This is a genomic window from Leptolyngbya sp. AS-A5 (genome assembly GCF_039962495.1).
In the GTDB taxonomy this organism is placed as follows: domain Bacteria; phylum Cyanobacteriota; class Cyanobacteriia; order Leptolyngbyales; family Leptolyngbyaceae; genus Leptolyngbya.
In genome coordinates this window covers 11,744-32,490 of sequence record NZ_JAMPLL010000001.1, presented here as the reverse complement: position 1 = coordinate 32,490, position 20,747 = coordinate 11,744, and the positions used below count along the sequence as shown (strand labels likewise).

Sequence of the window (20,747 nt, the reverse complement as noted above, 5' to 3'; positions counted from 1 at the left end):
CCTCAATCATGCTAATAACTCATCCACAGAAACGCTAAATCCCTGCAATACTTTCTGAGTGGTTACAGTTTCGCCCAACGTTTTTAGAACTTGACGGTCTGCTGTAATCACTAAAACATACTGACTTTCTGGAAACACAAGCCAGACTTCGTGACACTGAGACGCTAAGTATTCACGAACTTTGGTAAAAACTTCTTCCGCCTCATCAGTCGGAGAAATAATTTCAGCGATCAGTAGAAAGCTGTGAGGCAGAACCTTGAAATTTCCATGTTGAGCCACGAGCGCAGGTGAAAGGTAAGCAACGTCCGGGCATCGGACTCTACCAACCGTTCGACAAGGCGTTTCCGTGTAAACTTCTCCTTCTTGCTGGCTAGATTCCTGATAGTTCCCCCAATACCGAGCGAGCCTAGCTTGAATTCGTCCTGTCTTTGCGTTCATCTCTTTCTTCTCGAATATCTGTCCGTCGATCCATTCGGCATGGTCGATCGGGTTCTCTAAGAACACTTCGAGCGAAATTGAGGAAGCAGCGGCGATCGACATCTTTCTTCTCCTGATTAGCTAATCTCACTATCCCAGCTTGGATTGCGCTTGATCATGATTTCGCGCTTATCAAGCATCGTGATCAATGCAGGCAGATCTGGCGATGCTTTACGGGTCAGCCCTAATTCTGCAACCGCTTGATTACAAGTTTTACCCTCCGTCATGCGGTAGGCGATTTCTTCGATCTCTGCCCAAGTTAAGTCACTTTGCACAAACGCTTTAGCTATCACGTTCAGTAAACTTTCCCAACGGTTGCCCTCAGCTTTGGTCATCATCGTATGTGGAATGTTGAGGGCACGATCGAAGCAGTAATACCAAGTCTTCGGTTGGCGCGGTAAAAGGTTTTCAACCAGGGTTTCGTGATCCGGATTGCTCACGGCGCGATCGGTTTCGGTGGAAATCACAAACATCGGCGGAGAAGCGGCAGTTCTCGATCGCTTCAACACCTCGCTGCCAATGTCGAGAAACACTCGCAGATCCGGAAACGTGAAGCCTTTGTAGCCGATCGGCTCTCCGGGTTCATCGGTCTGCCACTCAAAATAAGTGTTCAGCACTTTGACAAACAAATCGATGACTTTATTACTGCTGCTGAGATACGCCGCGAAGAGTAAAGCGCGATCGATTTGGCTGGCTTTTTCCAGTGCTAACCATGCCGCCAACGTTCCGCCGCCCGAAAGTCCACCGACCACAACTTCATTTCCGAAGCTCTGAGCATGACGAAACCACGAGAGCGCAAATTGCTTGTAAACCTCTGCATCTTCTGGCAACGGGGGCGGATTTTTCCCGTTCCAATCGCCTGCCCGACCATGCCCCGGCAAGCGTGGAATGATCACGTTATAGCCTGCCTGATAAAACGCCCTGCCCATCGGCAGAAACTGATAAGGAGCCGCTGTAAACCCGTGAAAGAATAAACACACTTTCGGAGTCGGTGCAGAATGCAGCAAAAACTGCGATCGACATCCCTCATTGCGTACTGGAAGCCGATTTTCTTGCAGTCTTGTCTGTAAAGGCAGCGAATTAGCGGAAACAGAATAGCCGATTTGAGTAAAAAAATTAGGCATGGCAACAGACAGGCAAGCGGTCGATTCAAGAGTGCGCGTCTCTACATCATGAATTCTGAACCCACAATCATCGATCCAGTGCCTTCATCGGTGAAGATTTCGAGCAATAGCGAATGCGGCATTCGTCCATCGACAATGTGTGCCGCTTTCACCCCTTGTGCTAGCGATCGTACACAACAATTCACTTTTGGAATCATTCCCCCCGAAACGACACCTTCATCGATTAGTTTTCGTGCCTTCTGGATGTCGAGACGCGGAATCAGCGTAGACGGATCTTTGTAGTCGCGCAGAATGCCTGCGGTATCGGTGAGCAGAATTAATTTCTCAGCTCCCAATGCTGCTGCAATCTCACCCGCAACCGTATCAGCATTAATGTTATATGCTTGTCCGAATTCATCGGCTGACACACTCGAAACGACGGGAATATGACCATCTTTCACTAGCGTTTCGAGAATCTGAGGATTCACCCGTGTCACTTCTCCGACAAAGCCAATCCCTTCTTCGTCACTCGGCCGTGCTTCAAACAGTCCGCCATCTTTGCCGCACAATCCTACAGCGGAACCCCCCGCTTGATTGATCAGCGCCACAATTTCTTTGTTAACGCGACCGACTAACACCATTTCCACGACATCCATTGTGGGGGCATCGGTGACACGCAAGCCATTCTTGAACTGAGCTTCGATGCCTAATTTATCCAGCCATGAGTTGATCTCAGGTCCACCGCCATGTACCAGAATCGGACGCAGCCCCACACATGCCATAAACACTACATCGCGAATCACTTTTTCTTTGAGGGTGCTGTCCTTCATTGCTGCACCGCCGTATTTCACCACGATCGTGCGGCCAGTGAACTGCTGAATGTAGGGGAGGGCTTCGCTGAGAATACGGACACGAGTTTCTGCCGAGTTGTCGTGAGATTCGCTGGGGTTGAGCATGGAACCAATCTTAAAGTGCAACTATTCTGATTTACGATCGCGTACTTTAACACCCGCAGATCGTGATCTAGATTACCTTTTGGTACAACTTAATCTTTTTTTGCTTAAAGCTGCCGCATGACTTGAGGCAAGAAGGCGGGCGGAAGTTGCGATAGGGCTTGGGTTTGTCCCTGAATTCCTTCTCGCTCATAGATAGCTTTAACGATTTGACTAAATTGCGCGATCGCACTCGATTGGAAGTCAGGATGAGTTCCCCAGCCTTGAGCGGCATAAACTTGATGCCGGAGTGCATGGTGTAAAAACTTCGTGCGCTCTGCAAGCTCTAATTCACATTGGGTATCGATCGCGGTTTGATAATAGGCAAGCCCGATATGGTGATGGGTGGCAGAAATGTCAAAGCTCAAAGGCGGTGCGTGATCGGTACTGGCAGCAGCAAGATACTGCACTGCACCGAGAGCTTCTTGATAGGCATCGATCGCGCACAGCAGGTAGATTGATCGCTCTTCGTTCTGCGTCGATTCTTGACTCGCAAGATGCCAGTAAGCCGTGCCGAGGTTATTTTGCGTAGCAGCATAAGCAAGCGGGGCAGCTTCAAGGGTGCGATAAATCAAAGCAACCCGATAGGCACCGATCGCCAACTGCAAAAACTCTTCTGCTTTTGCTAGTCCTTGTACGGCTTGTTCACAACGCGATAGGTTCCAATAGGCAGTACCAAGATTGTTTTGCAGCATTGCATAATGCAGCGGTTCCTGCTCTGATGTGTAGTAGCGGAGTGCTTCGTTATAGGCATCAACCGCAGCTTGCAGATTCAGCATCGGGGATTGGTGCTGCGCTAAGTTCCAAAATGCGGTGCCTAAGTTATTCTGGGTGGCAGCGTAGCGAGCGGGGTCAGTTTCAAACGATCGATACTGAATCGAAGCTTGATACGCCAAGACTGCGGCTCGCAAATTCTCTTCCGGTGATTGCTGACTCGCTAGATCGCTGTACACAGAACCCAGATTATTCTGAATCATTGCGTAGGTTTGCGGCTGAATCTCCGGATTCGTGCGATCGAGGGCAAACTGATACGCTTTCAGCGCTTTCTCCAAATTCGTAACCGCTGAACCACTGCCGCTTCGCGCTTTGATCCAGTACAAATTGGCAATGTCATTGAGCAGGTCGGGCACTTCGTCCGATTTCATATCGACCAGCTTCAACGCTTGCTCATAAGCGCGAATCACGATCGTTAAAGACTGAGCCGCAGGACGACTCGGATCGAGACGATCGCGATACCAGTCTCCGAGTTGGCGATACAGTGCTGAGATCGCGTCCGCAGACGATCGCGCTTGATGCAACTCTTCGATCTGGTGCAGAATTCGCAGGGGTTCTGTATCAGGATGATTAGATTCTAGAACTTGAGCCAGTGCCGTTTGGTCGTCGAGATCGATCGTCTGCATCACCGCTGCCAGCACAAAGTCTGTCAGATCAGAATCGAGCTTAAATTTGCGGTAGCCGTTCGATGTTCCGTTGGTGCTTGGCGGCGTGAGATTTTGCCCGAATGGATCACCTTCAAACTCAAATAAACCCGTGTGCCACTGCCAGAATTCAGGTGCAGATTGTTGAATGGCTCGACACCAAGGGCGCGTGACCCACAAAACCAGATTGAAGTCTAGCGTTGGGATTTGCTGAGCGATCGTCGAGAGCGAGTTCAAGAAGATGCGCTGAATATAAACAGATTGACGGGTTAAGCGATCGATGCCCGTCACTTGAACACTCAGCGTACCGATTCTGGCTGCAGGCTGCTGCTGAATCTGCTCGAGAACATCAGGATTGTCTAAATTCAGCCCAAAACTGGTAAAGCAGGTCGTGCTGCCGTTCTGGAGCGGGTCGGTTGTAATGTCCGCTTCAAGCTGAGCCGCAAACTGATTCCGTAGCGCGCTATCATCACAAACAGCAATCAAAACCTGCCGACGCAGATTCAGACTCAACGTCAGCCGTAAGCGGACATAGGTCTGTTGGTTCAGGGTTGATGAACCTGGAGAGATGATCTCAGTCACAGGAATTTCTTGGGCGGAGTGACGATCGACAGCCGACATCAGCATTATAAAAAGCGCCTGTCAAGCGCAGTATAAACGAGATACTGATTTCTTCGTCGAGTTTGGGTGATGCTCAGGATAAAACTGAGGCGGATGCAAAGATAGAATTCCTCAAATCTTCACGAAAAAACCAGGTAACTCATTTGATCAAGCGACCTGGCTCATTCAGATTACTGTAACGCAAGCTTTTTCGACTGTCTTAGGAAACGGCGATCGCTACAGCCATCAAACCACCAATCAAAATTGCGCCGCCAATCGTCAGAAGGATATAGTTGCGCTTTTGATTTTGGGTCGGCGGTTCTGCCTCGTACATCTTCGGCTCGATCGCAAAATTATTCAGCAAGCCACCCTCTTCCTTGACGTATCGCATGAGCAAATTTTCCCGTAGTGTTTTGTTAACTTTAACAAGCTGAGGGTAACTGCTCTCAATCTTAGGTATGAAAATTTAATATTTTGAGCGGCTCATTCCTTCAGCGTTTTTAGCAGAGTGGTTGGACGAGCCGCTTGCACATTGGTGTACAGGTGTGGGTAATGCACAAAAATATAGTGCTCGTATTCGTACCAGTGCATATCACTCTTTTCTTGGTTGCACAGTTGACAAATCACCCACAAATTACGGAAATTCATTGATAACCAGGGATATTGAGCGCGTGGCAGTTTGTGATCGATCGTTTTGCCGCCTCTGGTATTGAATTTGCGATCGCAAATGGGACAGTACAGATCCGAGTGTTCGTGTACCCAGTCGCGGCTTGCTTAAGTTGTGCCGCATTCGTAGTCGCCATTGATGTACCGCCAGTAGTCGAATTTGCGGTAGTTTTCAAAATCCTGTGCAGTGAGTTTGTGATACCTCTTTTTACCAATTTTGTCTGCTTGCTTGAATAATGCTTCTAGATTTTGATCTTCCACAGCATTTCTCACTAGGATTTGAGGGTTCTATAGGTTTTTTGATTTGACTTTCTGCGAGATTTTTTTGAGAAGTCGATCGATTCAATTTCTGTATCTGGAAATTGCCGATCGATTTCGTCTGAAATTTCGTTTACGATTTCGGATAACTCTTGATTAAATGCTGCGATCTCTTGGGGAGTTTGATATTTATTGCCAATGCGATCGGCTTCTAAAAACAAATCTTCCAGCGTTGAATCTTCGACTTCTAGAAGAAGTTGAATCTTTTGATATAGCTGAATCGCGTTTTCCCAGCCTACATTTCTATAGCCGTTTGCTTTGAGCCACTGACGATCGTCCTGCTGTAATTTGACTCGGTTGTTTGAGTTCGATCGCTGTACCTCTCGGTAAGCCATGCCCTCAAACGTTCTGGATCTGCTCATCGGTTCACCCCTTATCCTAGCGTCCAGCTAAATAGGCGGATCAGCGCTTTTCGGATCTCGTTGTCTTCATATTTCAGCAGCATTTTCACATCTCTTGCTAACCGCAATCGAATCTTATCTACAGTATTTTTCAGGTCTTTATTGTCTTTCATTAGTTGCTCGTTCGCGATCGCCAGTTCATCATTTCGACCCGTTAAATCGCCAACTGTAAGCGCTAATGTTTCATTCTCAGTTGATAAGGTTTTAACTTCGAGGTTGAGCCTCGCTTGTTCTTGTTCTAGCTGTAATTTTCTACTCTCAAGCGTTGTTTTAGAGGCCTCTAATGTTTGAATTGAATCTTCTAGTTTGTGATATTCTGCTTTAAGAGTTTCTAGCTTTCGTTCTGCCTGATTCTTCATTCTTGAATAATAGGCATTGTTCTGACCCAAACTTGCATTCTTCTGCCCATAAGACTGTACTAATTCAGTCACGCTTGATTCTTGAGCTAGTATAGATAAAAGCCGCTCACAGCTTTCCCTGCTTAGTCCCTGACTAATATTTTTGTTGATGCCATACGTATCTTTGAGAATAGTTTGAAGCTCAGCTTTCGATGCCATGAGTTGCGCTCAGGAAACAGATGAAATTCACTTTATTTTAGACACGCGATCGCGCTCATCAAACACAAAACCTGAGCCAAAGCACTATGTCTTCGACTCAGGTTCATCTAAATCAAAAAGAAATTAAGCGTTAATTCTGCCCGTCATCGGAGAACTGGCACTCGCGTAGGCTTTCACCGGAATTCTGCCCGCTTGATATGCCAACCGTCCGGCAACCGTGGCAAGATTCATCGCCTGTGCCATTGCTGCGGGATTTGCGGCTTGTGCGATCGCGGTATTAATCAATAGCGCATCGGCTCCCATTTCCATCGCTTGCGCCGCTTCGCTTGGTGTCCCGATTCCGGCATCGACGACCACCGGAATCTTCGCATTCTCGATGATGATTTGAATATTAGCAGTGTTGCGAATGCCTTGACCAGAGCCGATCGGCGATCCTAACGGCATCACAGTTGCACATCCGGCTTCTTCGAGTCGCTTTGCCAAGAGCGGATCAGCATTGATGTAAGGGAGAACCGCAAAGCCTTCTTTTACCAACTGTTCAGCCGCTTCGAGAGTGCCGATCGGATCAGGCAAAAGATACTTCGTGTCGGGAATCACTTCGAGCTTGACGAAATTATTGTCTTCTTGTCCCAAAAGCTTCGCCATTTCTCGCCCCAATCTTGCCACGCGGATTGCGTCTTCTGCGGTCTGACAGCCCGCGGTATTTGGCAACATCCAAATTTTGCTCCAGTCGATCGCTTCTGCGAGTCCTTCATGTCCCGGTGCATTCGTTTGCACTCGTCGGACTGCAACCGTGACGATTTCACAGCTACTTGCTGCAATACTCTGACGCATTTCATCAAAATTGCGATATTTTCCAGTGCCCGTCATCAGGCGAGATTGGAATTTACGCCCCGCAATGATCAAATCATCGTCTAAGGATTTTTCTAGGGGCTTGTCTAAAGTTTGCATATCTTGTCGCCTCGATCGCGTACTGGTTGCGGATTTTCATTATGCCGAAAATCGCACCTCCCCAACCTTGAGAAATTGCGAATTCTACGCTAATGATTTTTCTCTTGGTCGATCGCGATTTGAATGTCCTGTATGTTTTGCATTTCTAATTGAATCGTGACCAATGAAACGGTTGGAGCCGAGAATCATTTCCAGTAAGAACGAATTGCGCGATCGCGCTTGCTGTCACCGGAGCCAGTAAGATTCCGTTGCGATAATGTCCGGTTGCAAGCGTTAAATTTGCATACGGACTTGAACCTAGTATTGGCAGTTCATCCGGTGTCGCCGGACGAAAACCATACCAAGTTTCTTCTAGTGTAAAGTGCTGAATCGGAGGATAAAGACGAATGGCATTGGAGAGTAATTGGTGAACACCGATCGCCGTATTTCCTGGCTGAAATCCCACATTCTCGCTGGTTGCACCGATCACAATTCGTCCATCCTGGCGCGGCACAATGTAAGATTCTTCGCCGAATAGAACTTTTTGGAGCGGTAAATTTTCGGGATGGGGAACCCGCACCGATAGCATTTGTCCTTTTCGGGGAAACACCGGAATCGGTAATAGCTCCTGTGACCAGGCTCCGGTTGCCAGAATGTAGCGATCGGCTTTCCAACTGCCTTGATTGGTTTCGAGATGCGTAATGTTTGAGTCCCCCGCAAACCGCTCAACGTGAATCCCCGTTCTGACTTCAATTCCTAATTCTTGTGCCGCCATCCACAGCACTTTTGCTAACGCCCGATTATCCACTTGAGCATCTTCGGGAAACCAGTAGCCGCCGAGGACTTCATCACTTAAATCTGGCTGATGGGTGAGTAGGGTGCTGCGATCGAGCCAATTTCCCGCTTCAGAATACTCATATCGCGGCGCTAAAATCCCGCAGGCCCAATAGCCCGCATTCAAACCCGTGAGCGATTCTAGTTTGTGAATCCAATCCGGATAAAGAGCGCGGCTCTCCAAACACAGATCCAGCATTGGACTCGGTGGAATTTCTTCAGCTTGGGGTGCAAGCATTCCGGCGGCGGCGTGAGTTGCCGCTTCTGCAAAATCGCGACACAAAACCGTAACTGCCGCGCCGCGTGACTTTAGCTCGATCGCGATCGCAACTCCGATAATTCCTCCCCCAATCACTATAATCTCACGACAATTCATGGACGTTACCAAGCGCCTTGAACTACCGGAGGTACGGGTCGAGTTGAAGCTCCCGCAGGTAAACCAGAGCCCGTACCGTTACCAGAATTGTCGGCAACATTATCTGACCCTGAACCTGGAGTATTCAGATCTCCTGTTCCCGTGCTTGGATTCAACTCTGCAACACCAACCCGCGATGCGTTGAAATCGTTAATCGGCAAACGATCGGGCGGAGTTTGGGCAAAGGCTTGATCCTGAGCCTGATTTTGATTGAGTTGATTGTTGGAATTTGGATTCAATTGATTATTAGATTGATTGCCAGATGAGAAAGTCGCGGCTGCTCTAGCAATCAACAACAGAGCAAGCCCGATGAGTACAGCACCGGTGAGTCTTCCATTCTGATTCATAATCGCTATCTCATAAAGTTCTCACGTTAAAAATCCCGATCGTGCCCGGAAAATAACCTCCCGTAAAGTGTAGCTTTTTACGCTTCGGGTTTCCACTCGATCGCATCGGTCTGTCCCCAAAATCCCCCATATTTCGTGACGTGAACATCCCCTAAAACGCGCACTTGGCAGGCGAGACGGCGAGATTTTTCTGGATTGTGCGGTGGGAGGGAAAGTCTTGCATTCTCGCGCCACTCCATCTGTGAGACGGCTCCCTCAATTTCGATCGCACAAGTGCCACAAGTGCCAATCCCGCGACAGTTAATCACGGTTGCGTTACCGTTATGCAAATTAATCCCATTTCTAATCAAAACTTGACGTAAATTTTCACCGAATTCACATTCGATCGTTTTTCTCTGAGCTGTAATTTTTGGCATTCCTCAACTCTCTATCATTACGATTTACAAACAGCGATCGCGCTATTCGCTGATCTCTTTCACAATTAAGAGACTGTCTTCATTTCCTACAATAAAGCTTTACCACAGAGTCACTCGCATCATGGCTCCTATTTTTTTGTCGATCTATGATACAACGCTACGAGATGGCGCTCAGCGTGAAGGGATTTCGTTTTCTGTCGAAGATAAGATTCGCATTGCTCGTGAATTGGATCGCTTAGGGATTCCGTTCATCGAAGGCGGTTGGCCCGGAGCAAATCCCAAAGACGTGCAGTTCTTCTGGCATCTCAAAGAGCAACCCCTCAGCCAAGCCGAAATCGTTGCCTTTTGCTTCACTCGTTGTCCGGGCAAAACTGCCGCAACCGATCCGATGTTGCAACCGATTCTCGCTGCCGGAAACAAGTGGATCACGATCGTTGGAAAATCCTGGGATTTGCACGTGACTGAAGGACTGCAAACCACGCTCGATGAGAATTTGGCGATGATCGAAGACACGATCGCTTATCTTCGACAGCACGATCGCCGCATTATCTACGATGCCGAACACTGGTTTGATGGCTACAAATACAATCCAGACTATGCGCTGAAGACCTTGCAAAGCGCGATCGCAGCAGGCGCAGAATGGATTACCCTGTGTGACACCAACGGCGGCACCCTACCGCACGAAATTGCTCAGACTGTGCGTGAAGTCAGAAGCGCGATCTCACCTGTAAACATTGGCATTCATACCCACAATGACTGTGATCTTGCAGTCGCAAACACGATCGCCGCAGTTAGTGCAGGCGCAACCCTGATCCAAGGCACAATCAACGGCTACGGGGAGCGCTGTGGCAATGCGAATCTTTGCTCTGTGATTCCAAATCTGCAACTGAAACTCGGTTATCAATGCTTACCGTCCGAGAAATTAGCGACCCTGACGCAAGTCAGCCGCATTGTCAGCGAGGTTGCTAATCTCGCACCCGATGACCACGCACCGTTCGTCGGATTGTCTGCATTTGCCCACAAAGGAGGACTCCACGTTTCAGCCGTGCAGCGCAATCCGATCACCTATGAACATATGTCGCCTGAGCTAGTGGGCAACAGTCGGCGGATTGTAATTTCCGAACAATCAGGAATCAGTAACATTCTGGCAAAAGCCCGATCGCTCGGCTTCAACCTCGACAAACACGACCCAACCTGTCGTCAAATTCTCGAATCGCTCAAACATCTTGAGCAAGATGGCTATCAGTTTGAAGCCGCAGAAGCGAGCTTTGAACTACTAATTCGAGAAGCCTTGGGAGAGAGAATGGCTCCCTTTGAAGTGCGAGGTTTTCAGGTGCATTACGACATGATGCCTGAATCCGCTCCCTCTCGCAGCTACTGCGGACGAGCGCGATCGCTTGCCACCGTGAAAGTAGCAATCCGAGGACAAGAAATTCTCGAAGCCGCAGAAGGCAATGGCCCAGTGTCAGCGTTAGATGCTGCCCTACGTAAAGCGTTAGTTAATCTCTATCCTGAGATCGATAGCTTCTATCTGACAGACTATAAGGTGAGAATTTTAGATGGAACGGCTGGAACTTCAGCCAAAACCCGTGTGTTAGTCGAATCCAGTAATGGCATTGATCGCTGGGCGACGGTTGGAGTCTCCGGTAATATCTTAGAGGCATCCTACCAAGCAGTCGTCGAAAGCCTAGAATATGGGCTACTGCTGGGATACCGTCAATCCACTGTGATGCAGCACTCAAACATACGGAAAACCGAAGCTGCACATTGTCCTGATTCTGCATTATGATTTTGGATATAGTAAATGTTGCGATCGTCTTGTCATGAATTGAAAGAAATACGCTAACATTAGAAGCTGGAACAGCGATGCACTCTCGGAAACAGACACTCCCACGGTGAACTCTACACAGGGAAATGTCTTCTGGTTGCCCCCGCGAAACATTTGCACAATTCAATTTACTCAATTTACAACTTAGCTTTGGTAGATGAATGGTATGAACCTACAGGTCGCCCATCCAATGGAAAAATTGCAGCGTCAAGTTCAAAAATTAGTAGACTCGAAGCTGCTCAAGCCCACAGATAGTCTTTGGAAGATTGCGCTGCTCTACGGTGACGATTGGAGCTACTGGAAGCAAGAACTCGAAGCCTTTGAGTTTTCAATGAAAGATCCCGTCAGCGAGCTGTTAGCCGTTGACAGTTGGGAAGAAGATTAAGCCTCGATCGCTGTTCTATGCGATCTGTGATTGGGACTTCCTGAGCATCCAACGAGTTCAATTCATGGGGCACTCAGATAGAAGACTGATTCAAAAGGCAATCTTCCTTGCGGAAGAACCACGGGAAACACTGTCTACTTCAAGCTAGACCTGTTCTTTCAACCTTCTACCAAGGAAGATTGCTCCAAAACCAGTCAAGTACATTAAAAGACTATAAACGGCAGCAGGCACTGCCATATCAGGATTGTTCAGCAGTCCGGCAGTAATGCCGATCGCAAGCGTTCCGTTTTGAATGCTGACTTCGATCGCGATGCGAATCTGTTGCGCCAATGGCAGTCGAAATAGCTTTCCCGCAAAAAATCCGCCCAGCGTGGCGAACAGATTCAGCAGCACAACCCCGATTCCCACCTGCGCGATAAATCCCGGCAGCTTGCTGCCTTCGCGCACGAGCAGCAGCACGATAATCAATGCTAATAGACCGACCGCAAGGCGGCTCATTTGCTTTTCCAAACGGTTTGCAGTGCGGGGAAACCGGTGGCGAATTGCCATACCAATCGCAGTAGGCAGCAGCGTGATCAGGAAAATTTGCAACATCGTTTGCCCGATTGGGAGCGCGATCGCGGCACTTTGCCCCACGAAACGCTGAAGCGCCAGATTTGTAAACACAGGAATCGTGAAGACTGTAATAATGCTGCTTACGGCGGTCAGTGTGACCGAGAGTGCAACATCGCCTTTTGCAAGATAGGTGATCAGATTCGAGGACGGGCCACCCGGACAAACTGCGAGAACAATCAATCCAACCGCGATCGCAGGCTGCATCAGCACAACGAGCGTGATCAGCACCCCCAGTAGCGGCAGCAGCAATACCTGAGACACGGTGCCCACGGCAACAGCTTTTGGGTCGCGAGTAATCCGCCGAAAATCTTCTGGAACTAGACTTAGCCCCATCCCTAACATGACAACACCCAGCGCTAGGGGTAACAAAACGGCAGTAAAAAGATTCGCTTCCACGGGCGATTCTCCTAGCCTGCACGATCAGTATCAGGTCAAACTCGATCGAGCCTGCCTGATATTGCTTTTTATTCTCTCAACGGATCGAGATTAGGACGGACTTTAGCACGAATTGCGATCGCGCTCACATTATCGTGTCCGTTGTGTTGATTTGCCAAATCAATCAAGCGGCTGACGCTTTGATCCAGATTGCTTTGCGAACTGAGCATAGGTTCAATGTGACTCTGCGAATAGGCTTCTAGCAAGCTGTTATCGGTTAAGCCATCGGACGCAAGCAGCAGCACGGCATCTTCATTAATTTCAAAAAACTGCACATCAGGATTAACAAAATACTCATCACGCGGACCTAACGCTTGCGTCAGTTGATAAGCATCCGGGCGACCATACGCAATCTCAGGATCGACTCCGCGCAGAATCTCACGCTGCCCGACTTCATGATCCAGCGTGATTTGCTCCAGTCCCAATTTGCGAGTGTAGCGATACAGGCGACTATCGCCAACGTGTGCCACTGCCACTTCTGTATCGTGCAGCAATAACATCACCAGCGTCGTCCCCATTCTGCCACTGCCCGATCGCAGCCCTTCTTGGTTGACCGTGTAAATCGCTTTGTTTGCCTGCTGAATGGCGTTGCGAATCACTTCCGCAGACGGTAATTGTGCTGGATGCTTACCTTGATCGATGTCGCGCCAATACTGTCGAAAGAATGTCCGCAGCGCGTCTACTGCCATTTGACTTGCGACTTCTCCGCTCGCATGTCCGCCCATGCCGTCGCAGAGAATGTATAGCCCCCGCGCCTGCACGATTCTGCTAACCGGGGTCTGCACCTTGTCGATCTGCGTATCAATCCCGAAACAATCTTCATTGTGGTCGCGCTGTCGTCCAATGTCAGTCCGGCCCGCATCTTCTAAGCTAAATAGCTGCATCGGCAGAACGATGGTTGGCATATCGTCCTGATCAGCGCTCGATTCACCAATGAGCGTCACGGGCATTTCTGAAGGTTCTGCGCTAGAAGAATCCTGGAGAAAATCTTCGGGGGAGTGGGGGTCAGACATGATCTCAGAGTCAGTAAAGTCGGCTTGGGTATTGTGCGCGATCGCTTTAAGCCGCGATCGGAGGTGATCAAGAGTCAAAATCGATTCGGTCTGGAGATCGGCGATCAACTCATGTAAGGATGCCGACTGAGTTTGACGCAGTTGAGAGAGCAGGGTTTGCCAAAGTGTACCCAAATGTTTGAGGGTGGGCGCAGTTACGGACTCAGGGATCAGGTGTTCTAAACACAGCAGTTGGTCTTCATCGAGTCGCAGATTGTAAGGTTCTAATAGACTCTGGCACAGGTGATAGGGTTCCAAGGCTTCCCACAGGTCGAGCATTTCGTAGAACCAGTGGAGAATTTGGAGTGTGGGAACGCTGCGACTGGTTTTGAAAAAGTTGCTCAGCATCGTGTAGTGCGATCGTTCTTCAAGAACCAGGATGTCTTGCGCTCCGTCCTGCCACGCATTGAAGAGCAACGGCAAGATCTGATTGAGGTAAGGCTCTAACTCCAGATAAGGCAAGGCGCTTGCTGGCGGCGTATCGATGATTGCAGGTTTGAGGGGGTTGCGATCGAGGACTTGCAGCAGGGGAGTAGGCGATTGCAGAATTTGATAGCGCTGTTCAGCATCGAGATAATCAGCACTTGGCTGGAAGGGTTGGGACATCCACACCGATCGGATTGTGCCTGTGAAGGTCTTGCAGTTTGCACATTGATAGGCGCTCCAATCAACTTGCTTACCACAATTTGGATTTGGACAAGGCTTATCCACGAGCGAAGTGCCGCACACCTGACAAAACTTATGGTGTTCTGGATTCTCAAATTGGCATTGAGGGCAGACCAGCATTCACAATTCCTCAGTTCCCGATCGGGAAGGTTTTTTCAATCTGACGCAGATTTCGCAATGACGCTTCTCTGATGTTTCGCAATTTTAGCCGATCCTTTGAATTCTGTTTGATCAATAAGAAATGGTAGGTTATCTCTCCATCCTTTGAATTCCTAACTTCTACCTTACTCCTCTAAAATATATCTAGCTTTTTCACAGGCGTATTGTTTTCATGACTACTGCTGCTCCTGCTAAAACTCAGTACGAAGCGATTATCGGACTGGAAACTCACTGTCAGTTGAACACTGAGACGAAGATTTTTTCGGATAGCTCAACTCAGTTCACGAGCGATCCGAACGTTCATATCGATCCGGTTTGCATGGGAATGCCGGGGGTCTTGCCTGTTCTGAATCAGAAAGTATTGGAATATGCGGTGAAGGCGGGACTTGCCCTTAATTGCCAAATTGCGCCCTACAGCAAGTTCGATCGCAAACAGTATTTCTATCCAGACTTGCCGAAAAATTATCAAATTTCTCAGTATGATTTGCCGATCGCAGAACATGGCTGGCTGGAAATCGAAATTACCGACGATAAAGGGAAGCCGTTGCTCGATGAAAACGGCAAAGCGAGAACGAAGCGCATCGGCATCACGCGCCTGCACATGGAAGAAGATGCCGGAAAACTGGTGCATGGAGGCAGCGATCGTTTAGCCGGATCAACTTACTCGCTGGTAGATTACAACCGCGCCGGGGTTCCTCTGTGTGAGATTGTGTCCGAACCGGATATGCGAACCGGACAAGAAGCTGCCGAATATGCTCAAGAGTTGCGCCGGATTATGTTGTATTTGGGTGTGAGCGACGGCAATATGCAGGAAGGATCGCTGCGCTGCGATGTCAACGTTTCGGTGCGCCCGGTGGGACAAGAAGAATTCGGCGTAAAAGTCGAAATCAAAAATATGAACTCGTTTAGCGCAATTCAAAAAGCGATCGACCACGAAATCGAGCGGCAAATTGCGGCGATCGAGAACGGCGAGAAAATCGTGCAGGAAACGCGTCTTTGGGAAGAAGGGTCACAACGCACGATTAGTATGCGGGTGAAAGAAGGATCGAGCGATTATCGCTACTTCCCTGAACCGGATTTAGGGCCGATCGAAGTGTCTTCTGAGCAGTTAGAAGAATGGCGATCGCAGTTGCCCGAATTGCCGTACCAAAAGCGTCACCGCTACGAGGAAGAGTTGGGGCTTTCGGCTTACGATGCGCGAGTTCTCACAGACGATCGCAGCGTTGCTGAATACTTTGAAGCGACGATCGTTGCGAAAGCCAACCCGAAACTGGCAGCGAACTGGATCATGGGTGATATCAGCGCTTATCTGAACAATTCGCGCAAGAGCATTACCGATCTTGCACTCAAACCCGAAACGCTCGCCGAACTGATTGGACTGATCGAAGACGGCACGATCAGCAACAAAATCGGCAAAGATGTGCTGCCAGAATTGCTGGAGACGGGCGGATCGGCAAAAGAACTGATCGAGAAGAAAGGCTTGATTCAGATCTCGGATGTGGGTGAGATCGAGGCAGCGATCGATGCCGTTCTTGCAGCGAATCCGAATGAATTAGAGCAGTATCGCGGCGGTAAAACGAAGCTGCTTGGCTTCTTTGTAGGCAAGGTGATGAAGGAAACTGGAGGACGGGCAGACCCCAAACTCACCAATCAATTGCTGGCGAAGAAGTTGAACGGTTAAAGAGGGGGCTGGGCGATTTTGCTCAGCCCATTTTTATGATCATGAAGGTTTCATTCTGGTTAATGCCGATCGAGCGCGATCGCACCCTCTACCAATCCCTAATCACCAATCTCGCGCACCGCTACAACGCACCAATTTTTCAACCGCACGTCACCCTCTACAGTGGTGAGTGTGAGCGCGAGCGAGTCTCCGAATTTCTCAAAAGCCAGTCCAGCTTCGATATCAGTTTAGAAATTGATCGCATCCAATATTCTGAACAATTCACCAAAACGCTATTCATTCAGCTTGTTTCAACGCCCGAACTGAATCAACTCAGCGATGAGATTCAGCGATTTTTTGGCGGGTCGTATTCCCTTGATCCCCACTTGAGTTTGATTTACGCTCCTTTATCTGAAGCGGAGAAGCGATCGCTCGTTGAGCAAATCCAACTGAGCGATCGAGGGATTCGCTTCGATCGAATTTGCGCGATCGAAACTCCGACCAAAACCCAAACCTGCGAAGATGTCGAGGCTTGGCGGAAAATTGATTAATTACAAGAGCTTGCGGCGTGTACGCTTCGGCATGGAGAGATTGCGCGACGCATGAAAATCTTCCTGAACCTTGTGCGTCAAACGGCGAGAAACCTGGCGTACCACTTGGCGGAGAATGCGATCTCCCGTATTACGAACCAGCGAATCGGGAAGCGCATGAATAAATCGCGGAAACTGAATTGCCACCTGCAAATCAAGCTGCCATTGAATTTGAGTCATTCTTAGCGTAGGGTTACTCTGGCTTGGATGCTCAATTAAATTCATCGCCGCTTGAAAATCAACCTCGTAGCCAAGCGGGGCTTCATTTGGAACGGGAACGGTTTCAATCCGGTAAATGCCTTCCTGCTGCGGCAGTAAATCCAACCCGATCTTCGGTTCAACATCATACCCGAATGCCCCAAAATGCCCGATAATCAGCGCATAGCTGTTTCGTCCGATCGGCTCGACGTGCATTGGATGAGCACAGCGATGAAACCACTCCTGATGCACATCAAGATACCGCGCCACCGTTCGGGCATCGGCATTCATCTCCATTGAGTCGATAAAGCGGCTGGAAAAAATCATCGGCTCATGCAGCAGCATTTCAGTTCCGTGAGCAGGATGCGACGGCGCTCCACTTGCGCCTACGGCATCGGTGGAACGGGCGAAGTTACGATTAGCGAAGTCCGAAGAATCGGTTGGTTGCGATTGCATTCACTCTCTTCCGGTTGCCGTTGGTCAAGGTCAAGGTTCCCTAAAGGATACAGATAGGCTTCAACTTCAGCATGAGGATTACTGAAAGTTCATTGAATCGATATGTCTATCAAATGTCGTGGAAGTGGTCAGATCAAAACTTTGTATTTCTATTTACAAAAGTTAAAAGTGCTTTCGTCTTGTATCTTACTGCGAGCGCCAAGAATCTGCAAAGGATCGCCAAAGATTTAGGACAAGTCGATCGTCAGCATTTCTTTCTTGCGCCCGATGTAAAGCAAAAAAGAACCAATGAAAACTGTAGGGATTCTGATTAGGGATGACGTATGAAAGCATTTGTAGCAGGTGCAACGGGCGAAACCGGACGACGAATTGTGCAGCAGTTAGTCGATCGTGGGATTGCGGTGCGAGCGTTGGTGCGAAATCTGGAAACGGCGCGATCGATTTTGCCGACTGAAGTAGAACTGGTTCAAGGAGATGTTTTACAGGGATCACAGTTGATCGGCGCAATGGGCGATTCTACGGTCGTTTTTTGTGCAACGGGGGCAAAACCGAGCTTCGACCCCACTCAGCCCTACAAAGTCGATTATGAAGGGACAAAAAATTTAGTCGATGCCGCAAAAGCAAAAGGAATCGAGCAGTTTGTTTTAGTAACTTCGCTTTGCGCCTCGCAACTTTTTCATCCGTTGAATTTGTTCTGGCTGATTTTGGTGTGGAAAAAGCAGGCAGAGGAATATCTGCAAAAGAGCGGACTAACTTATACGATCGTTCGTCCCGGTGGATTAAAAAACGAAGAAAACGAGAACGCGATCGTCATGTCTTCTGCCGATACGCTTTCTGAAGGTAGTATTCCGCGAACTAAGGTTGCTCAAGTTTGCGTTGAGTCCGTCTTTCAACCCAGCGCTCGCAATAAGATCGTTGAAATCGTCGCGAAACCAGAAGCCCCTCAGCAACCTTTCGAGACGCTCTTCACTGAAGTAGCTTGAGCATCTAGCAGTGCAGTTGAGAAGACTGGGGTTAATTATTCTATCCCCAGCCTTTATGTCAACTCCATCCATTGAGCAACTTAAACACGGCGACATACCGTTTGTTGCCGCGAACCAGTCTGGAATCATTGTCGATATCAATGCTCACTTTGAAACAGGGTTCGGTTGGACTCCAGCGGAGATAATTGGCCAGCCTTTAAGCGTACTGCTCCCCGCTTTTTTTCGTGATGCTCACCATCTAGGGTTTGCCCGATTTTCTGCGACTGGAAATTCAACGGTTCTAAGTCATCCGCTCAATCTTAAAGCTGTTACCAAAGACGATCGCGAAATCGAATCCGAACACTTCATCATCGCAGAACGGCGGGGTGAGGAATGGCTATTCGCAGCAACTCTACGTCCACTTGAGCCGCGCTAATGCTCGATATAAATCCGTTGGTGAATCAACTGAGGGCAACGCTCAGCACAATGGAAGTGGCTTTGGGCGCAGTTGAGGACTGCATTATTTGGATCGATGCTCAGGGGCGGGTCAAATGGTGCAATGCTGCCTTTGATCGCTTCCTGAACCGCCCGCATGTTTTGGTTGTCGGACTGACGCTGTGGGATCATTTGCCCTTAATCTTGGATGGACAAGTGATTCCCATTGAGAAGCATCCAGCAACGATCGCGCTTTCCACTCGAACGAAGGGGAAACAGTGTTATGACTTCAAGCGTGAGCATGAAACTCTCATTCTGGAAATTACCTGGTCGTATGTGCATCTCGGGGAGATCGAAACAGAGTCGAATGCCGTTTTAGTGTTGCGAAACGTCACTAGGCAGGTACAAGCAGAGCGAAACTTGCACCAAGTTAATCAAACGTTAGAGCAGCAGGTCGAACAACGAACGCAGCAGCTCAGTGAAGCAAACGATCGCTTACGCTCAGAATCAACTCAACTGCAAGCTTTGCTGAAAGAACTGAGACAAACCCAAGCAGAACTGATTCAAGCGGAAAAGATGTCGAGTTGGGGGCAAATGGTGGCGGGCATTGCTCATGAAATCAATAACCCAGTGAGCTTTATTCATGGCAATCTCACATTTGTCGAAACGTATGCAGAAGATTTACTCAGGCTGCTGTCGGTTTACGAGCAACACTGCACAAATCCGCATCCTGACGTGCTTCATGTTGCGAAAGAGATTGACTTGAAGTTTCTCAAACTTGACTTTCTACAAATTGTGCAGTCGATGCAAGAGGGCACCGAGCGTATCCGACAGATTGTGGTATCGCTTCGAAATTTCGCAAGGTTGAACGAGGCTGAGCTAAAGTCTGCAGTAGATTTGCATGACGGGTTAGAAAATACCTTGATGATTTTGCAGCACCGTTTGAAGAGCCATCCGCAGATCAAGGTGATTCGCAATTATGGGGAGTTACCTCTAATCGAGTGTTATGCAGGTCAACTGAATCAGGTCTTTTTGAATCTGTTATCGAATGCGATCGATGCTCTAAGCTCAAACGCTGCCGCACCACAATTCATTCAGATTCAGACGACGAGCATTGATGCAGATTGGGTACAAATTGAGATTTCAGACACAGGCACAGGAATGAGCGAAGCGGTGCGATCGCAAATCTTCAATCCGTTTTTCACGACCAAACCCGTGGGTGAGGGAACGGGAATGGGATTAGCCATCAGCTATCAGATTGTCACCAAAAATCACGGCGGCAAGATTGAGTGTTTGCAGCTTGAATCTGGGACTAAGTTTGTGGTGCAGTTGCCTTGTTCTCAGACTTAAGGCAAGAAGCGATCGAGCGCGGCTTTGAGTTCTTCGATTTCAGCATCGATATTGCCTTCTTGAGCAGCACGCGCAACACACTGCGACAAATGCTCATCCAAAATCATCCGGGCAACTCGATCGAGTGCACCACGCACCGCAGCAACTTGGATCAACACATCTGGGCAGGGTCGATCGTCTTGTACCATCGTTTTGATCCCACGAATATGTCCTTCGATGCGGGAGAGGCGATTGATCACACGCCGCACAGATTCTTCACTATGAACGTGCGGATGAGTTGGATCATGCTCATGATGCTCGTGATTCGGGAGTGGTTCAAGGTCGCGGGGTAAATCAGAAGTAGCCATCGTGTGCGATCGTGCGAAGGGGTGCTACTGATTTTAGTGCTTTATCGGATGAGGTGTGGAGAATGGCGTGAAATCTCTACCAAGCCGAGTTTTGTTTTCACCCGTAGGATAGGAATAATGGCTACACAAGTGGCT

Annotated in this window: 22 protein-coding genes and 1 pseudogene; 7 read left to right on the top strand and 16 right to left on the bottom strand. The window is 48.8% G+C overall.

The annotated features are described in order from the left end of the window. Positions 1-6: 6 nt before the first annotated feature. The 12 genes and pseudogenes from NC980_RS00155 to NC980_RS00100 all read right to left on the bottom strand — a co-directional run bounded on the left by NC980_RS00155 (position 7) and on the right by NC980_RS00100 (position 9,474). Complete coding sequence (locus tag NC980_RS00155) at positions 7-540, bottom strand: Uma2 family endonuclease (RefSeq protein ID WP_190378480.1); 534 nt, start codon at positions 538-540, stop codon at positions 7-9. A gap of 14 nt (positions 541-554) precedes the next feature. After that, on the bottom strand, positions 555-1,601 hold the full coding sequence (locus NC980_RS00150) for an alpha/beta fold hydrolase (RefSeq protein ID WP_190378479.1): 1,047 nt from the start codon (positions 1,599-1,601) through the stop codon (positions 555-557). 41 nt (positions 1,602-1,642) lie between these two features. Continuing rightward, positions 1,643-2,536, bottom strand: a complete 894-nt coding sequence (argB, locus tag NC980_RS00145) for an acetylglutamate kinase (RefSeq protein WP_190378478.1) — start codon at positions 2,534-2,536, stop codon at positions 1,643-1,645. Positions 2,537-2,640: 104 nt separating this feature from the next. Beyond that, entirely contained in the window at positions 2,641-4,617 is a 1,977-nt protein-coding gene (locus tag NC980_RS00140) for a hypothetical protein (RefSeq protein WP_190378477.1), read from the bottom strand. Positions 4,618-4,810: 193 nt separating this feature from the next. Further along, a complete protein-coding gene (locus NC980_RS00135; protein WP_190378476.1) occupies positions 4,811-4,981 on the bottom strand; it encodes a ssl1498 family light-harvesting-like protein in 171 nt (56 codons plus the stop codon). A gap of 92 nt (positions 4,982-5,073) precedes the next feature. Then, positions 5,074-5,529: pseudogene (locus NC980_RS00130) on the bottom strand (HNH endonuclease signature motif containing protein). Continuing rightward, positions 5,529-5,936 carry a hypothetical protein gene (locus NC980_RS00125; RefSeq protein WP_199298663.1) on the bottom strand — a complete coding sequence of 136 codons (408 nt, stop codon included), beginning with the start codon at positions 5,934-5,936 and terminating at the stop codon, positions 5,529-5,531. The pseudogene NC980_RS00130 and the gene NC980_RS00125 overlap by 1 nt, the downstream one beginning before the upstream one ends. An 11-nt stretch (positions 5,937-5,947) precedes the next feature. Beyond that, positions 5,948-6,532, bottom strand: a complete 585-nt coding sequence (locus NC980_RS00120) for a hypothetical protein (RefSeq protein ID WP_190378475.1) — start codon at positions 6,530-6,532, stop codon at positions 5,948-5,950. Positions 6,533-6,655: 123 nt separating this feature from the next. Next, positions 6,656-7,483 (bottom strand): thiazole synthase, encoded by an 828-nt coding sequence (locus NC980_RS00115; RefSeq protein ID WP_190378474.1) that lies wholly within the window; start codon positions 7,481-7,483, stop codon positions 6,656-6,658. A 145-nt stretch (positions 7,484-7,628) separates the two neighbouring features. Beyond that, a complete protein-coding gene (thiO, locus tag NC980_RS00110) occupies positions 7,629-8,672 on the bottom strand; it encodes a glycine oxidase ThiO (protein WP_190378473.1) in 1,044 nt (347 codons plus the stop codon). Positions 8,673-8,677: 5 nt separating this feature from the next. Further along, the gene (locus NC980_RS00105) at positions 8,678-9,058 is read right to left on the bottom strand and encodes a hypothetical protein (protein ID WP_190378472.1); all 381 of its coding nucleotides are present in this window, start codon (positions 9,056-9,058) and stop codon (positions 8,678-8,680) included. 77 nt (positions 9,059-9,135) lie between these two features. Then, positions 9,136-9,474 carry a 2Fe-2S iron-sulfur cluster-binding protein gene (locus NC980_RS00100; RefSeq protein ID WP_190378471.1) on the bottom strand — a complete coding sequence of 113 codons (339 nt, stop codon included), beginning with the start codon at positions 9,472-9,474 and terminating at the stop codon, positions 9,136-9,138. Positions 9,475-9,595: 121 nt separating this feature from the next. On the opposite strand from NC980_RS00100, the gene cimA reads away from it, so the two are divergent. Together cimA and NC980_RS00090 are read left to right on the top strand one after the other, a co-directional pair. After that, the gene (gene cimA / locus NC980_RS00095) at positions 9,596-11,263 is read left to right on the top strand and encodes a citramalate synthase (protein ID WP_190378470.1); all 1,668 of its coding nucleotides are present in this window, start codon (positions 9,596-9,598) and stop codon (positions 11,261-11,263) included. 205 nt (positions 11,264-11,468) lie between these two features. After that, on the top strand, positions 11,469-11,687 hold the full coding sequence (locus NC980_RS00090; RefSeq protein WP_190378469.1) for a DUF4327 family protein: 219 nt from the start codon (positions 11,469-11,471) through the stop codon (positions 11,685-11,687). Between the two features lie 144 nt (positions 11,688-11,831). On the opposite strand, the gene NC980_RS00085 is transcribed toward NC980_RS00090, so the two are convergent. Together NC980_RS00085 and NC980_RS00080 are read right to left on the bottom strand one after the other, a co-directional pair. Further along, positions 11,832-12,698, bottom strand: coding sequence for a bile acid:sodium symporter (locus NC980_RS00085; protein ID WP_190378468.1), 867 nt, complete (start codon positions 12,696-12,698; stop codon positions 11,832-11,834). Between the two features lie 68 nt (positions 12,699-12,766). Next, on the bottom strand, positions 12,767-14,575 hold the full coding sequence (locus tag NC980_RS00080) for a serine/threonine phosphatase (RefSeq protein WP_190378467.1): 1,809 nt from the start codon (positions 14,573-14,575) through the stop codon (positions 12,767-12,769). Positions 14,576-14,786: 211 nt separating this feature from the next. On the opposite strand from NC980_RS00080, the gene gatB reads away from it, so the two are divergent. Further along, positions 14,787-16,295 carry an Asp-tRNA(Asn)/Glu-tRNA(Gln) amidotransferase subunit GatB gene (gene gatB, locus NC980_RS00075; RefSeq protein WP_190378466.1) on the top strand — a complete coding sequence of 503 codons (1,509 nt, stop codon included), beginning with the start codon at positions 14,787-14,789 and terminating at the stop codon, positions 16,293-16,295. Between the two features lie 35 nt (positions 16,296-16,330). Continuing rightward, positions 16,331-16,825 (top strand): cyclic phosphodiesterase-like protein, encoded by a 495-nt coding sequence (locus tag NC980_RS00070; RefSeq protein ID WP_348253897.1) that lies wholly within the window; start codon positions 16,331-16,333, stop codon positions 16,823-16,825. On the opposite strand, the gene NC980_RS00065 is transcribed toward NC980_RS00070, so the two are convergent. Then, positions 16,826-17,518 carry a DUF1997 domain-containing protein gene (locus NC980_RS00065; RefSeq protein WP_190378464.1) on the bottom strand — a complete coding sequence of 231 codons (693 nt, stop codon included), beginning with the start codon at positions 17,516-17,518 and terminating at the stop codon, positions 16,826-16,828. Positions 17,519-17,841: 323 nt separating this feature from the next. Between NC980_RS00065 and NC980_RS00060 the strand changes: the two genes are divergently transcribed. The 3 genes from NC980_RS00060 to NC980_RS00050 are packed head-to-tail and all read left to right on the top strand — an operon-like array spanning position 17,842 to position 20,265. Further along, positions 17,842-18,501 (top strand): NAD(P)H-binding protein, encoded by a 660-nt coding sequence (locus tag NC980_RS00060; RefSeq protein WP_190378463.1) that lies wholly within the window; start codon positions 17,842-17,844, stop codon positions 18,499-18,501. Positions 18,502-18,556: 55 nt separating this feature from the next. After that, a complete protein-coding gene (locus NC980_RS00055; RefSeq protein ID WP_190378462.1) occupies positions 18,557-18,916 on the top strand; it encodes a PAS domain S-box protein in 360 nt (119 codons plus the stop codon). After that, a complete protein-coding gene (locus tag NC980_RS00050) occupies positions 18,916-20,265 on the top strand; it encodes an ATP-binding protein (RefSeq protein ID WP_190378461.1) in 1,350 nt (449 codons plus the stop codon). Before NC980_RS00055 ends, NC980_RS00050 begins: the two co-directional genes overlap by 1 nt. Here the strand turns inward: NC980_RS00050 and NC980_RS00045 are convergent. Further along, positions 20,262-20,612 (bottom strand): metal-sensitive transcriptional regulator, encoded by a 351-nt coding sequence (locus NC980_RS00045; RefSeq protein ID WP_190378460.1) that lies wholly within the window; start codon positions 20,610-20,612, stop codon positions 20,262-20,264. The genes NC980_RS00050 and NC980_RS00045 overlap by 4 nt on opposite strands. Between the last annotated feature and the right edge of the window lie 135 nt (positions 20,613-20,747).

Excerpts from the sequence above, each read along its gene's own strand:
- cimA (WP_190378470.1), top strand. The coding sequence starts at position 9,596 with ATGGCTCCTATTTTTTTGTCGATCTATGATACAACGCTACGAGATGGC.
- NC980_RS00045 (WP_190378460.1), bottom strand. The coding sequence starts at position 20,612 with ATGGCTACTTCTGATTTACCCCGCGACCTTGAACCACTCCCGAATCAC.
- NC980_RS00070 (WP_348253897.1), top strand. The coding sequence starts at position 16,331 with ATGATCATGAAGGTTTCATTCTGGTTAATGCCGATCGAGCGCGATCGC.
- NC980_RS00060 (WP_190378463.1), top strand. The coding sequence starts at position 17,842 with ATGAAAGCATTTGTAGCAGGTGCAACGGGCGAAACCGGACGACGAATT.
- gatB (WP_190378466.1), top strand. The coding sequence starts at position 14,787 with ATGACTACTGCTGCTCCTGCTAAAACTCAGTACGAAGCGATTATCGGA.
- NC980_RS00125 (WP_199298663.1), bottom strand. The coding sequence starts at position 5,936 with ATGAGCAGATCCAGAACGTTTGAGGGCATGGCTTACCGAGAGGTACAG.
- thiO (WP_190378473.1), bottom strand. The coding sequence starts at position 8,672 with ATGAATTGTCGTGAGATTATAGTGATTGGGGGAGGAATTATCGGAGTT.
- NC980_RS00155 (WP_190378480.1), bottom strand. The coding sequence starts at position 540 with ATGTCGATCGCCGCTGCTTCCTCAATTTCGCTCGAAGTGTTCTTAGAG.
- NC980_RS00135 (WP_190378476.1), bottom strand. The coding sequence starts at position 4,981 with ATGCGATACGTCAAGGAAGAGGGTGGCTTGCTGAATAATTTTGCGATC.
- NC980_RS00100 (WP_190378471.1), bottom strand. The coding sequence starts at position 9,474 with ATGCCAAAAATTACAGCTCAGAGAAAAACGATCGAATGTGAATTCGGT.
- NC980_RS00090 (WP_190378469.1), top strand. The coding sequence starts at position 11,469 with ATGAACCTACAGGTCGCCCATCCAATGGAAAAATTGCAGCGTCAAGTT.
- argB (WP_190378478.1), bottom strand. The coding sequence starts at position 2,536 with ATGCTCAACCCCAGCGAATCTCACGACAACTCGGCAGAAACTCGTGTC.
- NC980_RS00055 (WP_190378462.1), top strand. The coding sequence starts at position 18,557 with ATGTCAACTCCATCCATTGAGCAACTTAAACACGGCGACATACCGTTT.
- NC980_RS00050 (WP_190378461.1), top strand. The coding sequence starts at position 18,916 with ATGCTCGATATAAATCCGTTGGTGAATCAACTGAGGGCAACGCTCAGC.
- NC980_RS00080 (WP_190378467.1), bottom strand. The coding sequence starts at position 14,575 with ATGCTGGTCTGCCCTCAATGCCAATTTGAGAATCCAGAACACCATAAG.
- NC980_RS00115 (WP_190378474.1), bottom strand. The coding sequence starts at position 7,483 with ATGCAAACTTTAGACAAGCCCCTAGAAAAATCCTTAGACGATGATTTG.
- NC980_RS00150 (WP_190378479.1), bottom strand. The coding sequence starts at position 1,601 with ATGCCTAATTTTTTTACTCAAATCGGCTATTCTGTTTCCGCTAATTCG.
- NC980_RS00120 (WP_190378475.1), bottom strand. The coding sequence starts at position 6,532 with ATGGCATCGAAAGCTGAGCTTCAAACTATTCTCAAAGATACGTATGGC.
- NC980_RS00105 (WP_190378472.1), bottom strand. The coding sequence starts at position 9,058 with ATGAATCAGAATGGAAGACTCACCGGTGCTGTACTCATCGGGCTTGCT.
- NC980_RS00140 (WP_190378477.1), bottom strand. The coding sequence starts at position 4,617 with ATGCTGATGTCGGCTGTCGATCGTCACTCCGCCCAAGAAATTCCTGTG.
- NC980_RS00065 (WP_190378464.1), bottom strand. The coding sequence starts at position 17,518 with ATGCAATCGCAACCAACCGATTCTTCGGACTTCGCTAATCGTAACTTC.